Origin of the sequence: Draconibacterium sp. (genome assembly GCF_041583095.1) — a bacterium.
Taxonomy (GTDB): domain Bacteria; phylum Bacteroidota; class Bacteroidia; order Bacteroidales; family Prolixibacteraceae; genus Draconibacterium.
Genome location: NZ_JBFHGM010000037.1, coordinates 12,739 through 27,823, shown reverse-complemented (window position 1 = coordinate 27,823; position 15,085 = coordinate 12,739). Strand labels below are relative to the sequence as shown.

Here is a 15,085-nt window from a genome sequence, read left to right as displayed (position 1 = left end):
TTTACTTCTTCATCTTCCTTGTCGTCCTGCGCAAAATTGATGGTACTATCGATAAGTTTCTGAACAGCCTCGTTAATAACAATAAGGCGTTCAGGTCGGGTACACGCATCCAGTTTGTGGAAAGCGTTTTGCTGCATCACACAGAAATCGATGGTGAGTCCTTTTTGATAAAGCACGTATTTTTCTACCGGAACCTTTTTCAACCCAATGGTACTGATGGTTTGGTCGATACCGTTTGCTTCGTATAGTGTTTGAAGCATTTTATTGCGGTCGTCCCACGAAATAAAACTGTCGTACACCGATGATGTGTATGAAAGCGGATCGATGGCCGGGTATTTTTTTGCATCGGCACGGTCTTGCGACAAGCCCCAGAAACCACCTGTTGCATCCATTGTTGCCTGTGTTACGGGCTCCTGGAAGTTACCACCTGCGGGCGATACTGTTCCGATAAAGGTCAGCGAACCGCCTGTGCCCTGATCGGCGCCTGCACGTTGGTACATTCCTTTAATCTGATCCGGAATGTCCATAGGGAAAGCCTCCGGCCCGGGAATATCTCCCTGGCGGCCACTACGCTCGCGAAGTGCTTGTGCCCAGCGCGAAGTTGAGTCGGCCAAAAGCACCACATTGTAACCCTGGTAGCGGTAATATTCGCCAACGGTTAGTGCAATAAATACACTGGCCTCACGCGCTGCAACCGGCATCGAACTGGTATTTCCAAAAATACACATACGGTTCATCAGCGAATCGCCGGTTGATGGATCTTCCAATTCGGCAAAATCTTTAAACACCTCAACAGCCTCTCCGGCACGTTCGCCACAGGCTGCCATAATAATAATATCAGCTAAAGCATATTTACACAGCGAGTGCTGCAATACGGTTTTTCCGGCACCAAAAGGACCCGGGTTTCCAACTGTTCCGCCATAACTAACGGGCGCAAGTAAATCGATAACACGCACTCCGGTAGAAATTGTTTTACTCGGTATAGCGCGATCCTTGAACGGAATAGGGGATTTAACCGCCCAGCGGAATGCCAGTTTTAACTCGTGTTTTGTGTTTTGACTATCGGAAATAACAGCAACGGTTTCGGTAATATTCACCTCGCTTTTTTCGATAATGCTTTCCACTTTGCATTTGCCAAAATTAAAAGGCACCAAAATGCTGTGTGTTAAACGTCCTTCAGGAACGGTACCGATGGCATCGCCACCATTTACTTTGTCGCCAACTGCTACCGATGGGGTAAATTCCCACAATTTTTCTTCATCAAGTGCCGGAGCTTTCATGCCGGGCACCAGGTAAGCATTCTGTTCGCCCAGTTTGTATAAGGGATTTTGCAGTCCGTCCCAAATACTGGTTAGCAACCCCGGACCCAGAAGTACCGATAAGGACTTACCTGTAAATTCAACCTGATCGCCAATCTGAGCACCTGTTAAATCCTCAAAAACCTGCATTTCAACAATTCCCGCATCCGCATGTTTCGGATCGGGAATAATTTGTAACACTTCGGCTTGTAACGACTTACCATCTACGATAACATTGGCAGTTTCACCCATAATCACATTTCCGTAGAATCGTGCTTTCACCAACGAATCCTGAATGGATATGAGTTTGCCTGTTCTTGTTGTATTATTATTCATGTTATTTTATATAGAATGTCTAAAAAATCTTAATATACTTTGTTTCCTAAATATGACGTGATTATGAATATTTATTTGTGTAATATTTTAATATATCTTAACGTTTAATGGCATGTCGTCAAAATGACACTTTGTCTTGTCTGTAATGTTTTAAGCTCAAATAATACACTCTTTGCGATTGTGATGTCAAGCTGGTTTCTCTGTCATCGAATGAAATAAAAAGTTCCTCAGTGTTAACGTTCAAACGGGTAATTGGTTGGCTGAATACGGACATTTTTCTTTATTTTTTTTACAGAAATAGCGAGTCGATAGGATTGGGCGTATAATTAACCGTAAAAACGGGCAATTGACTTCCATGAACAATTTCGGAAACAAATTTTCCGATGTTCTTATTCGAGAATATCGATTCCTGATGCGTGCGAATAATCATTAATTCGGGTTTTTCTTCTTTTATATATTCCAGAATAACCTGGTGCGAATCCTGATTGTATACTTTAAGTATTTTTATATCACACTGGATATCATGATCCTGAAGCAATTGTTGAATTTTCTGCGCATTTTTTAAAGCCAGGCTTTTTTCAACATCAATATTTGCTTTTAGTGCCGACAGTATGGTGATTTTTGCACCGTGCTTTTTCGCCAAAAATTGCGCCCACAAAAGTCTCTTCTTAGTCGATTGGGTAATATCAATCGGAATGGCAATATTCTTGATTTCGGGCACGCCAAAATCTTTGTTTACCGTTAATACAGGGCATTTCGACAGGCTTATTAATTTGTCGACTTCCTCTTTTGTCAGAGCTCCCGGATAATTACTGTCGCTTTTATCAATCAAAAGAAACTCCAGGCTGTCGGTTTTCGATTTTTCCAGTAAAACATCCACCGGATCTCCGGCCCGCACCGAAATAACAATATTGTTCGGTATTTCCTTACCAATTACTTTCCTCACAAAATCGGTAAGTTCCTGTTTGGCATTTTTTATGGCCAACTCAGTTTCTTCGGGCTGAAAATTTCGCTCAAAAAAACCGGGCTCTTTTATAACGTTTAAAATTACCAGCTTTACCTCCAGTGTATTTTGCAGGTACAATGCTTCTTTTAAAACCGTCTCCCCTTCTTTATTTGGCGAAATAAGCGCCAAAATGCTGTAATCTTTCTGTTTCATTGCTGTTGTTTTAGTCTGACTGCTTTCCAAAAACTGTCAATCGTTTTCAATTACAATTAAATCGCGGTTTGTCTGATTCAGGTAATTGTTAATTCCCTTACACTTTGTTTTATATTGTATGGTATTCAGTGTAATATCAATCCCATCAAAATATTCGTGGAAGTATGATTTTACGTCTTCACTTATATTCTGTTTTTGGGTTTTCAATACAAAAAGTACTTCCAGATTAGACTTTGTTTTGCTACATATTTCGCTAACCTGGTTGCACAATAGTTCCGATGGTTTTTTATGGGGATTCGCCACAAACAGAATCCTTTTTGATGTTTCGCCTTCAAAGGTGTCGGGTAAGATAAAAAGTGGATGTTTTGCAGTATCAATAATCTTTTCAAGGCATCCGTTTTGTCTTTTGTACGAATCTTCAAAGGAATTATGGGTGGATAAAACTAAGTTGTGCTGGCCGTTAATAATTGGCTTATAATTCAGAACCGTATTAAGTTCACCTTCAATAGAAAGGGTGTTAACCTTTTGTTTTTCAATATTAAAATGCTTTAGTAGTCTGTTTTTTAAAGCCCGTAGTTCGTTCTTCGTAATTTTTCTTAAGTGATGGCTAAGTTTGCGCATCATTAAATGACCCCAGCCCGGATTCTGGTAGGTTTGTAAGATCAATACCGGCGATTTTTCTTTGTATAGAAATTTCATGGCAAACGAAGTTGCGTGCCAGCTTCCGTCCGAGAAATCGGCCAGTATTAATATCGATGGTTGATTATTTATGGTTCTTACACTCATTTGCTCACTTATTTTGTTTTTAACAAAATTACCATGGACAACGAGTAATTGCTACAGGTGAAAACCTACTTCTAAGGAGGAAAAAATCTAACAAAAGGTAGGGAAATCCCTAGTACTGATTGTGAGATTTAATTACTTCTGATTGCATGACATCCTGATTAATTTTTCTGGTTAGAGGTGGCTTTTACAACTATAAAATAACTATCAGTAGTTCATGCTGTATGCCATTCTGAAATTTTTACCACAAAGCATTGCAGGGAGTTGGAATTACTTCGTATAAGAACAATCTGATGTGTTTTAATGGCTTAAAAGTAATCTTGCTTCCCGATAATTTACATACCACTTCACAACACGGTGTATGCGGCTTTTGAGTTAAAATCCGGTAAATTTTCCACGGCGATTTTAAGGATGAACGCTTACTTAAAACTGATCATCGTCATGTTGTAAAGCATTGTTTTTAATCTGTTTATTTATTTTGGAATGTAGTATCTTTGTTAATAGACGAACAGAACAGAACAGTATCAGTAGTGAAGTAAATATATTATAAAACATACCTAACTTAAACTATTTTATGAAAAAATTCTGTGTATCTAAATCGTATTACTGACTACAAAATCTTGTATAATTTAAGTCAGAAAGAAAATTTCAAAATACAAGTCGAATTGATCCCATTTTGTTCAGATTTCAGCAAATAGTTCCAAAGAGATGTGTAATATTTTGCGTAAGAAATTTGTAAATAAATTGATATGAAAAAGTTGATTCTTACTTTTTGGGAATCTTTACCATTCGCATTTTCCGCGCGTGTAAATATTATTGATAAGTGTGATTTTCTGAACGATTTGTTGACGAAATACAAAGGTCAGGACATTAAGTTGTAACTACATAGTTTTAGACTAATAAGACAATATCTAAATTTTCTCCATAGGATAGGTTTTTAGATAGGGTTAAATAAAAGATCCTCTTATCAATTAGGGGATCTTTAAAACAACAAAACGAAATGATGTTTGAATAAACTGAAAGAAGGAAATTGAATTTGGTGATTATCTGATTAACGACAATCGAACAGGGGAGTTAGTATAGATTGTATAAAACAGCGTGTTAAATAATTTTTAAATAATTTATAGAGTTGATGACTTAACCCAAATTAAAAGAAATATAAGCGAGGAGGTTAATAGTTAAACAGTAAAAGGAGGACACATTTAATGAAATAGAAAATAAATACTTATAAAAAACCCGGTAGTTGCGCCAACAATTACCGGGTAAATTAGATTTCGGGTGTAAAAACACCGTCAATTATAACTTTAATACTTGAATTTATGAAAAAAAATGCAACTTGTTTTTTTCTGTGTTTCAACAGGAAAAAGAAATTATTGCTTTGGATGAAACTCGTGTTATTTCTTCTGTTAACCAGTTTTATTCATGTTTCAGCCAGTACTTATCCGAATGCTAACAATTCTGATTTAGATCGGGATAAAACAAACGTGTTGGATGTTCAGCAAAGTGTGGTGTCCGGAAAAGTAACCGACAGCAACGGAGCACCTCTTCCCGGAGTAACTGTTGTAGTTAAAGGAACAAACAATGGAGTAATTACCGACACCGACGGGAATTTCTCATTAAGTGATGTTTCGTCGGATAATGTCCTGGTATTCTCTTTTATCGGGATGCAGTCTCAGGAAGTAAACGTTGGTAATCAATCGGTTATTAACGTAACCATGGAAGTAGATGTAATTGGTATTGAGGAAGTAGTTACCATCGGGTATGGTGTACAGAAAAAGACTACTGTAACCGGTGCAATCAGTACCGTTAAAGGCGAAGAATTGGCCAAGGTGCCGGTTCCAAATATTTCGCAGGCGCTGGCCGGTAAGTTAGCCGGTGTTAGTATGCGTCCTAATGGCGGTCAACCGGGTTTCGATGATCCTGATATTCATATCCGCGGTGTTGTTACAACAGGTAACAGCGATCCTTTGGTGGTGGTTGATGGGGTAAAACGAGATAACATACGCCAGGTTGATCCGGCTACCATCGAGTCGGTAACAATTCTTAAAGATGCGGCTGCAGTTGCTCCATACGGTATTGGCGGTGCCAACGGGGTAATCCTTATAACTACCAAAAAAGGTAGTGCCGGCAAACCTGTGGTTCGTTTAACTTCATCATATGGAATTCAAAATCCAACTTATTTGCCTAAAATGCTGAATGCACAAGATTATATGGCGCTCCAAAATGAAGGTTACTACAACTTAACACCAAATGGAACAACGCCACCTAATAATCCTGATTTAATGGCCGATTATCCGAATTTACACCGACAGGATCCGGATTTATATCCAGACTCAAAATTTATTGATCACTGGAATACAAACGTACCGGTACAGAATTACAATCTGGAGTTTAGTGGTGGTTCATCGAAATTTAATTACCATGCAGGTTTGGGATATTATGACCAGTCAGGAATTGTAGATAAAATCAACTATAAAAGATATAGCTATAATATCAGCTTAGGTTTACAGGCAACCAATACCACTAAAGTGAGTATGTCAATTCATGGTTCGATAGAAGATACGGATGAACTTGACCCTGGTGAAAATACTCGTGGAGGACACCTCTTCCGGGCTTTTTACAAATTTGTACCTATACAAACAATGCTCTATTCTGATGGAGAACATTGGGGTGAATCATCGGCAAGTTCTCCTATTGCTGCCTTAAAATCGGATGGTTATACTCAAATTAACCGAAAAACGCTTTTAACCTCGTTAACAGTGGAACAGGAGTTGCCATTTATTGAAGGTCTTAATTTTAAAGGCGTTTTTAGTTACGACCCTAATATTCAGCGAACAAAACAATGGCACCTTCCTTTTATCTATCACGTAATTGATTATTCTACATCGCCCTATTCATTTACCGAAGCACAAACAACTCAGGAAGGAACGTCTCCGCTGTATAGTTACCTGAGGCTTGAAGAAGAAAGGTGGTCGAATTTTACCTATCAGGCTTACCTGAATTATGCCCGCACATTTGGCGACCATAGTGTATCCGGTTTACTTGTTGCCGAAGCCAGAGAGTCAAAAAGAGATAACTTCTGGACACGCAGAAACAACTTTGCCATATTAATTGATGAAATGGACTTTGGTAGTTCAGACAAAAACGATTACGACAATGGAGGAGCTTCTGCAACCGGTAGTGAAATTGGCTATGTTTATCGTGTAGGTTACGGCTATATGGATAAGTATTTACTCGAAGCTTCGGGTAGATATGACGGGCACTACTATTTCGCTCCGGGAGAACGCTGGGGATATTTCCCTGCATTTTCTGGCGCCTGGCGTATTTCTGAAGAAGGTTTTATGGCCGACAAAGAAAACATTAATAACCTGAAGTTAAGAGCATCATGGGGGCAGTCAGGTATGCTCGCCGGTGAAGCATTTCAATATCTGGCAGGTTACAGTCTTCGTGGAAATGCGTATGCATTCGGAAATGGTTCTCTTGTTCAGGGATCAGAAAACGAAAGTGAACCGAATCCTGAAATTACCTGGGAGGTTTCAACAAAGATGGATATTGGTTTCGACTTAAATATGTGGAACGGACTTTTGAACCTGGAATTTGACTATTTCCATGAAAAACGTACCGGAATGCTTTTGGCGCCACAGGTAACCCTCCCTGTGGAGTATGGACTCGACTTGTCGGAGGAGAATAAGGGAGAAATGAAAAATAACGGTATCGAAATAAACGCTTCCAGTGTTTATAATGTAAACGACGATATGGTTATTGGCTTATCTGCAAACTTTAGTTATGCCAAAAACCAAATGATAGAAGTATTTCAAACCGATGCGCAGGCAAATAATCCAAACCGTACCCGGGTTGGACAACCGTTCGGAACACCATACGGATATAAAGCGTTAGGTCTTTTTACTACCGCTGAAGACACCAATGGCGATGGAATAATAAACTCTGCTGACGGATATAATGTTGAACAGTTTGGAGAACTTCATCCCGGAGATATTAAGTATGCCGACTTAAGTGGTCCGGATGGTGTACCTGATGGCAAAATCGATTCGAATGACAATACAAAAATTGGTTATCCGGTTTATCCGTTAATGACTTTTGGTTTTACACCAACTTTGGAATGGAAAAACCTTGATGTCGCCTTGTTCTTCCAGGGAGCTGCAAAAGCCAGTATCAGAACATACCAGTTTATGACTGTTCCTTTTGAGAACAACGGAAGTAACACTTCGTATGAATATTTTGATAACCGTTGGACTCCGGAAAATCAAAATGCAAAATACCCAAGGGCTACACCATCTCCATACAATAATAATACTCAGCAAACTGATTTCTGGATGGTAAATACCAATTACTTACGACTAAAAACTGCCACCATCGGTTATACCCTGCCCGACAGGATAACTGATAAATTGGGTATTGGAGATGTTCGTTGTTATGTAACAGGCCAAAATGTGTTTACTATTAGTAAGCTTAAGCATGTTGACCCGGAGATGGGATACGATTTGAGAGAAACCGCCTATCCGGTTATGAGGTCTACTACATTTGGAATTGATATAACTTTTTAATCTATAATACGATACATCATGAAAAGAAATATAAATAATATACTCCGCTTAGGAATATTAACCTTGTTTATACTAAGTATATCCGCCTGCGATCAGGAGGATTTTCTTGAAAATATTGATAAAGCAAACCTCAGTGATGCTACACAATGGGCATCCGATGGCAATGCTGATATTTTCTTAAATGACGTGTACAGCGAGCTTGCAAATAAATGGAATACTGCCGAAAATCTGGATTATTACACTGACGATTACAATATCAGTCACTATTACACCGCTTCTAACTGGCGGCAGGGAGTATGTCTTGCTCCATCGTCAAGTACAACCAATGCATGGTTTGGAACAGAAGGACCAACCGAAGGATATTATTCATGGGAAAACTTTTTTGTGTATATTCGGAAAGCCAATACCTTTATTCAAAAGATTGAAGAGAATAAGGAAAACTTTTCTACCGACTGGTACAATAAACGTATGGATGAAGCCAAATTTTTACGGGCCTTTTTTTACAGCGAAATGTTTATGCATTACGGAGGGCTGCCTATTATCACTATTCCGCTCGACCGGAATACGATGACCGAAGAAGAATTGCTCTATCCGCGGGCAACATTTGGTGCCACATTTGATTTTATTGTTAGCGAACTGCAAGCAATCGTTAATAACGGAAACTTACCTGTGAAATATGAGGCAGGACAGAGCGAGGCAGGACATGCAACTATAGGTGCTGCCCTGGCATTAAAAGGCTGGATGGAGCTCTTTGCAGCCAGCGAACTTTTTAACAGTGGTACACCTTATCTTCCGGATCCTGAAAACATCGTTCACTTTGCATCTCCAAGAGCGGGATTGTATGCCCAGGCTGCTGCAACAAACAAAAAGTTTATCGACGAGTATGGGGATGGTCAGTATTACGAGCTGTTTGATGATATTGCCAACTTATGGCGCGCAGCTAACGAGTATAACTCTGAAGTTATTTGGGACAGGCAAATTGTTGCCAATGTTTCAGGTATGGGAGCCAACTACGAAAGAAGGGGAGGCCCGACTTATGTACTTGGCCAGTATATGACCTGGGGAAACTACAATCCAACCCAGGAATTGGTTGACCAATTCAAGATGGCAAATGGAAAAGACATCAGCGATCCAACTTCCGGTTACGATCCACAAAATCCATATGTAGACAGAGAACCACGGTTTTACGACTTTATCGTTTACGATGGTGCACCTTATAAACTGGACTGGATGCCTGAAACAGACATTATTTATACCCGTATTGATGAAACCTACCCAAATCCGGATAAAACCAACCAAATTGATTTGGCCGGTAAAACAGATGCGGGCGACTCAGGTTATTACCAAAAGAAAAAACTGAATCCTGATGCAGCTCCTGCTGATGATGCCAGTGGCCAGAATTTTGTTTACTACCGCTATGCCGAAGTGCTGTTAAATTATGCCGAAGCACAAAATGAGGCTGTAGGCCCCGATGCATCGGTTTACAGTGCAATCAATAAAATCAGGGCACGCGGTGGTATTCCTGATCTTGAAGAAGGTTTATCTCAGGAAGAAATGCGTGAGGCTATTCGAAGCGAACGTCGAGTTGAACTTTGTTTTGAAAATAAAAGATATCATGATAACAAACGTTGGAAAATTGCGGAACAAACTATGGGAACCCAACGTCATAATATGGTGATTCGTAATTCGGTTCCAAGCGACAACTCCGGAGTTTGGGTATATAGTGTTGAAGAAGAAGTGAAGTGGACTGCTGCATTTAATCTGAAACAATATATGACACCTATTCCTCAGGATGTAATTGACCAAAATCCGAGCATCGTACAAAATCCGGGATATTAAACTTTTTTGCTCCAGCTGAAAAGACAGCTGGAGCAAATTTTAATCTATACAGCTAAACAATAAAAATTCAATTATGACAAATTTTTCCAGAAGAAGATTTCTTCAAACCAGTTCAATTGGTGCCGCAGGTATAACTGCGTTGCCATTATTACAAAGTTTTAAGGCGGGTGCTAACGACACAATTCGTGTTGGATTTATTGGCCTTGGTCAGCAAGCTATGAACTTATTAAACGGATTCCGACACATAAAAGGAGTTGAAGTGGTTGCCGGGGCCGATGTGTACGGTATTAAAAGAAAACGGTTCGAAAAACAGGTTAAAGAATATTATCCTGATGGAGAAGTAACCACCTATCTGGATTACCGCCCGATTCTTGATCGTAACGATATTGATGCAGTGGTTATTGCAACTCCCGACCATTGGCACGCTATCATTGCAATTGATGCTTGTAATGCCGGTAAAGACATCTATCAGGAAAAGCCAATAACTTTTACCATTAAAGAAAGTATAAAAGTTGCCGAGGCAGTGCGTCGTAATAATGTAATTTTTGCCACCGGAAGTCAGCAACGTTCAGATAGTAATTACCAACATGCAGTTGGTATGGTTCATCGTGAAGCCTTTGGAAAACTAACTAAGGTCCAAGCCTATGTAGGTCCTGGCCCCGATCCGTATGACTTACCGGCAGAGCCAATTCCGGAAGATTTGGATTGGGAACGTTGGTTAGGGCCACTGCCTCATAGTATTCAGTTTAATTCGGCACTTGCATTGCCAATTTCAATCGATCCTCCGGTAAAAGAAAGAGGTTGGGGGCGCTGGAGATATTACAAAGAAACAGGCGGCGGTTTTACCTGCGACTGGGGGGCACACAATTTCGATATCGGTCAGTGGGCTTTGAAAAAAGATCACAGCGGGCCGGTAAAAGTTATACCTCCGAGTTACCAGGGTGCCAAATACCTGACTTACGTATACGACAACGGCCTTGAAATGGTAAATGAGCCTTATGATGACCGGAAAACTCTAGGACTTAAATTCTGGGGAGAAGACGGATGGATTGAAGTTTCAAGAGGACAAATTGCAGCTTCCGATAAGTCATTACTGCCTCCTGACCACGGAGAAAAAGATGCAGGACTTTACGAAAGAAGCGCTGGACATGTGGAAGACTTCATTAATTCAGTGCGGGCACGACGCGATCCTATTGCGCCTGTAGAAGTGGGACAACGAACTGTTGCCTGCTGCATATTAGGAAATATTGCCTACGAATTAAACCGTCCGGTATTATGGTCTCCTGAGGCTCAGTATTTTATAAACGATCCGGAAGCCGAAAAACATTATCACAGGGAATATCATAACGGATATAAATTGTAACCATTAAATTATTCGAAATGAATTCTTTATCCAGAAGAAAATTTGTACAAACTACAATAGCAGCAGGAGCCGGAGGGATCCTGCTGCCTAAAAAAATGGCAAAGGCAGCGGAGGCGCAAACTACAGATTCGCTAAAAGGTAAAAAAGTACTTTATGTTTATGGAGGCTGGCCTGGGCACGAGCCAAAACAGTCTGTTGATGTATTTGTTCCGTGGATGCGATCTGAAGGAGCTGAAGTTGTGGTTTCCGATACGTTGGATTCATACCTTGATAAAGATCTGATGGACTCCAGAGATCTTATCATTCAAATCGTTACCATGTCTCAAATAACCCGGGAACAGGAGAGTGGCCTTTTAGCCGCCGTTAAAGAAAACGGAACCGGAATTGCAGGATGGCACGGTGGTCTTAATGATTCATTCAGAAACAATACTGAATACCAGTTTATGATTGGCTCACAGTGGGTGGCACACCCCGGTAACGTTATCGATTTCAGGGTTAATATTGTCGATCATGATGATCCGATTACTGCAGGTCTTGATGATTTTGATTTACACTCGGAACAATATTACATGCATGTTGATCCGAACGTAAAAGTGCTTTCAACAACAAAATTTATTGCAGGTCATGCGCCGTGGGCCGACGGCTGTGTAATGCCGGTAGCTTACAAAAAATATTATGGCGAAGGAAGGATCTTTTTCTCCTCTTCGGGCCATGTGATGGCTGATTTCGAAGTTCAGGAAGCCATGGAAATCATGAAAAGAGGAATACGGTGGGCCAGCGAAAGTAAATACCAGCCTAAAGAAAGTTGGGTGAATCCTGCCTATTAGTAGTATAATATGAACTTTTAAAACGTAATTCATGAGAAATATTGATAGAAGAAGATTTCTTCAATCTGCCTCTGCTATAGGTGTTGGTACGGCATTAATTCCAAACTTATTGAGCTGCTCGCCTTCGCAAAAAGTGAATATAGCTATTATTGGAGTTGGTGGTCGGGGTCGTGAAAACTGGAGTAAAAGCAAGAATGAAAATATTGTTGCTATGTGCGATGTAAACGACGAAAGTGCCGCAGAAGGTTATAAGACTTTCCCAAAAGCCAAACGGTATAAAGATTACCGAAAAATGTTCGATGAAATGTCTGATGAAATTGATGCGGTTATGGTATCAACACCCGATCATAGTCATTTCCCGGCAGCAATGGCGGCCATGCAATTGGGCAAACATGTTTTTGTTGAAAAACCACTGGCTCATAATGTATGGCAACTACGAACACTAAAAAAGGCAGCTGAGTATTACAATGTAATCACGCAGATGGGCAATCAGGGGCATACAACTGATGGTATCAGGAAAGTAAAAGAATGGTACGATGCAGGTGTAACAGGCGAGGTAAAAGAAATATTTGCCTGGTTTAACGGCCCCGAATTTGGGGAAGGAAAATATTTCACCAAAACGGCACAATATCCACCTGCAGAACAAGCTATTCCTGAAAGTCTGGATTGGGATTTATGGCTGGGGCCTGCTGCTGTTCGGCCTTACAACAAGGTTTATGTTCCCCGCTCGTGGAGAGGATTTTATGATTTCGGTAATGGCGAATTAGGCGACTGGGCTTGCCATACACTCGATGCTCCGTTCTGGTCATTGGAGTTGGGAATGCCCAATGTTGTGGAGTCGGAATTTCATTCGGGTTCGCCTGATGGTTTTGTGCCCGATAAATCGGTAATCCGTTTTGAATTTCCGGAAAGAGGAAATAAAGCACCGGCCGTTTTGAAATGGTATGAAGGAGGATTAAAACCCGAAAACAGACCTGAATGGGGAATTGATGAATTGCCGCCTTCGGGAATGATAATGGTTGGCGAAAAGCAAAGTATAATTACCGGTGGCCGGCCAAACAATGCAATGCTGATTATGCCAGATGAAGAGTGGGAAGATTGGGTTGCCAACAAAATGCCCCAACCTTCGATTCCGAGAATTGAGGGAGGGCCTGTTAAAGAATTTTTGGATGCCATTAAAGGTGATGGCCCAATGCCCGGTTCGAACTTTAATTATGCAACGGGCCTGACAGAAATGGCTTTAATCGGTGTTCTTGCACAGCGTTTTAATACACGAATTGAATACGATGCAACAAACATGAAGGTCACCAACCACCCTGAGTTGGATCAATTCATTAAAGAACCTGTTCGTACAGGATGGGAATACGGTGAAGAACTTTGGTAAAATTTAATTATAGCTAAACGTATGAATAAAATCAGAACTTCTTTGTTATTTAACACCAGCTGCCTGGCTCTGGTTGTTACAGCCCTCTCTTTTGGAACGCGCGGTGGATTTATAACTCCGTGGATGGAAGAATTTAACCTTGCAGGGGCAGAAGTTGGATGGATAGTGGGAACTGCTTTTTGGGGATTTACACTTGCCATGGTAATTTTTGGTCCCCTGGTTGATATTTTGGGCATCGGAAAAGTTATGGCAATTGCGTTTGCCTGCCACATTATTGGCCTTACCTGGACTATTTTTGCACAAGGCTTTTGGTCGCTTTTCTTTTCAACCATGTTTATTGGTATTGCAAACGGAAGCGTTGAAGCTGCAGCAAATCCATTGGTCACGGCCTTGTATCCGAACAATAAAACGGCAAAGCTGAATCGGTTTCACATGTGGTTTCCGGCCGGTATTGTAATCGGAGGTCTTATCGTTTTCTTTTTAAACGAAATTGGCATTGGGTGGCGTATTCAAACAGCCGTAATGTTATTACCCACTTTGGTGTACGGTTTCTTATTCTTCCGCCAAAAATTCCCGAAAACGGAAAGGGTTACAGCGGGTGCATCATACAAAGATATGCTTAAAGCCTGTGTGTCTCCATTATTTCTTTTTATGGCTTTTTGCATGTTGTTTACAGCTGCCACCGAATTAGGAACCAACCAGTGGATTGCCGCATTATTTAATGATTCGGTAAGTAATTTATTTGGCGAAGGGATTGGAGCAATTTTGATCCTGGTTTGGATCTCAGCAATTATGGCTTTGGCCAGATTGGTTGCTGGTCCGGTTGTTCACCGTTTATCGGGTATCGGAGTATTATTGTTCTCAGCTGTTTTTTCCGGAATTGGTCTTTATTTAATGAGCATCTCATCCGGTGCTGTATTATTTGCCTCAGCAACGGTTTTTGCATTGGGCATTGGATTCTTTTGGCCAAATATGTTGGGAGTAGTAGCCGAAAAAGTACCGACAAGCGGGGCTTTGGGATTAGCCATAATGGGAGGAATCGGATTCCTTGGAGGAGCTATTGCCCAGCCCGTATTGGGTAAAATCTACGATGTGCAAACTACCAAGTTTGGCGATGATTTGCTTGCCGGAGCAGCTACGCTTCAGTATGTAATTATTCTTACAGCATTTCTTTCGCTGGCTTTTTTGTACCTGTTTTTAAAACATAGAAAACAGAAAGTAGCAGCAGCATAGAAAATATACTAATTATAAATAGTTTGATTAGTTTAGTTAGTTTACATCAGTATTGGCATTTGATTCATTATCATTATTGCCAATACTGATTTTTTTTGGAAAGCCAGAGTTGTAACCAATCTTCTTTGTTTTTGGCTGTTGGCTTTGCAGGCTGTTTCTGCATTCTACACTATAGTTGGCAGCCGGGGAAGTTTTTGAACGCCTGAAAATGCAAACTCCTGAATTGTTGTGCAAAGAACAGCACTTTCTCAATAAAATGGTTCTCTTTGCATACAAAGGGCAGTACTTTCTCAATAAA

At 40.6% G+C, this 15,085-nt stretch carries 9 protein-coding genes; 6 read left to right on the top strand and 3 right to left on the bottom strand.

From position 1 onward, the window contains the following. The 3 genes from ABZB17_RS05635 to ABZB17_RS05625 all read right to left on the bottom strand — a co-directional run. Positions 1-1,634 (bottom strand): V-type ATP synthase subunit A (locus ABZB17_RS05635; RefSeq protein ID WP_372648490.1); only part of this gene is annotated, 1,634 nt, incomplete at its 3' end. Positions 1,635-1,923: 289 nt separating this feature from the next. Continuing rightward, the gene (locus ABZB17_RS05630; RefSeq protein ID WP_372648489.1) at positions 1,924-2,793 is read right to left on the bottom strand and encodes a universal stress protein; all 870 of its coding nucleotides are present in this window, start codon (positions 2,791-2,793) and stop codon (positions 1,924-1,926) included. Positions 2,794-2,829: 36 nt separating this feature from the next. After that, positions 2,830-3,579, bottom strand: coding sequence for a hypothetical protein (locus tag ABZB17_RS05625; protein WP_372648488.1), 750 nt, complete (start codon positions 3,577-3,579; stop codon positions 2,830-2,832). 1,379 nt (positions 3,580-4,958) lie between these two features. Between ABZB17_RS05625 and ABZB17_RS05620 the strand changes: the two genes are divergently transcribed. From ABZB17_RS05620 to ABZB17_RS05595, 6 genes are all read left to right on the top strand, one after another. After that, a complete protein-coding gene (locus tag ABZB17_RS05620; protein WP_372648487.1) occupies positions 4,959-8,141 on the top strand; it encodes a SusC/RagA family TonB-linked outer membrane protein in 3,183 nt (1,060 codons plus the stop codon). Between the two features lie 18 nt (positions 8,142-8,159). Continuing rightward, positions 8,160-9,980, top strand: coding sequence for a RagB/SusD family nutrient uptake outer membrane protein (locus tag ABZB17_RS05615; protein WP_372648486.1), 1,821 nt, complete (start codon positions 8,160-8,162; stop codon positions 9,978-9,980). A gap of 73 nt (positions 9,981-10,053) precedes the next feature. Further along, the gene (locus ABZB17_RS05610; RefSeq protein WP_372648485.1) at positions 10,054-11,343 is read left to right on the top strand and encodes a Gfo/Idh/MocA family protein; all 1,290 of its coding nucleotides are present in this window, start codon (positions 10,054-10,056) and stop codon (positions 11,341-11,343) included. A gap of 95 nt (positions 11,344-11,438) precedes the next feature. Then, entirely contained in the window at positions 11,439-12,170 is a 732-nt protein-coding gene (locus ABZB17_RS05605) for a ThuA domain-containing protein (protein WP_372648484.1), read from the top strand. Positions 12,171-12,201: 31 nt separating this feature from the next. Beyond that, positions 12,202-13,554 carry a Gfo/Idh/MocA family protein gene (locus ABZB17_RS05600; protein ID WP_372648483.1) on the top strand — a complete coding sequence of 451 codons (1,353 nt, stop codon included), beginning with the start codon at positions 12,202-12,204 and terminating at the stop codon, positions 13,552-13,554. A 21-nt stretch (positions 13,555-13,575) separates the two neighbouring features. Continuing rightward, the gene (locus tag ABZB17_RS05595; protein ID WP_372648482.1) at positions 13,576-14,787 is read left to right on the top strand and encodes a sugar MFS transporter; all 1,212 of its coding nucleotides are present in this window, start codon (positions 13,576-13,578) and stop codon (positions 14,785-14,787) included. Positions 14,788-15,085 lie beyond the last annotated feature (298 nt).

Bases quoted from the DNA above. Each gene is read 5' to 3' on its own strand.
- ABZB17_RS05630 (WP_372648489.1), bottom strand. From the start codon at position 2,793: ATGAAACAGAAAGATTACAGCATTTTGGCGCTTATTTCGCCAAATAAA.
- ABZB17_RS05625 (WP_372648488.1), bottom strand. From the start codon at position 3,579: ATGAGTGTAAGAACCATAAATAATCAACCATCGATATTAATACTGGCC.
- ABZB17_RS05620 (WP_372648487.1), top strand. From the start codon at position 4,959: ATGAAACTCGTGTTATTTCTTCTGTTAACCAGTTTTATTCATGTTTCA.
- ABZB17_RS05615 (WP_372648486.1), top strand. From the start codon at position 8,160: ATGAAAAGAAATATAAATAATATACTCCGCTTAGGAATATTAACCTTG.
- ABZB17_RS05610 (WP_372648485.1), top strand. From the start codon at position 10,054: ATGACAAATTTTTCCAGAAGAAGATTTCTTCAAACCAGTTCAATTGGT.
- ABZB17_RS05605 (WP_372648484.1), top strand. From the start codon at position 11,439: ATGGCAAAGGCAGCGGAGGCGCAAACTACAGATTCGCTAAAAGGTAAA.
- ABZB17_RS05600 (WP_372648483.1), top strand. From the start codon at position 12,202: ATGAGAAATATTGATAGAAGAAGATTTCTTCAATCTGCCTCTGCTATA.
- ABZB17_RS05595 (WP_372648482.1), top strand. From the start codon at position 13,576: ATGAATAAAATCAGAACTTCTTTGTTATTTAACACCAGCTGCCTGGCT.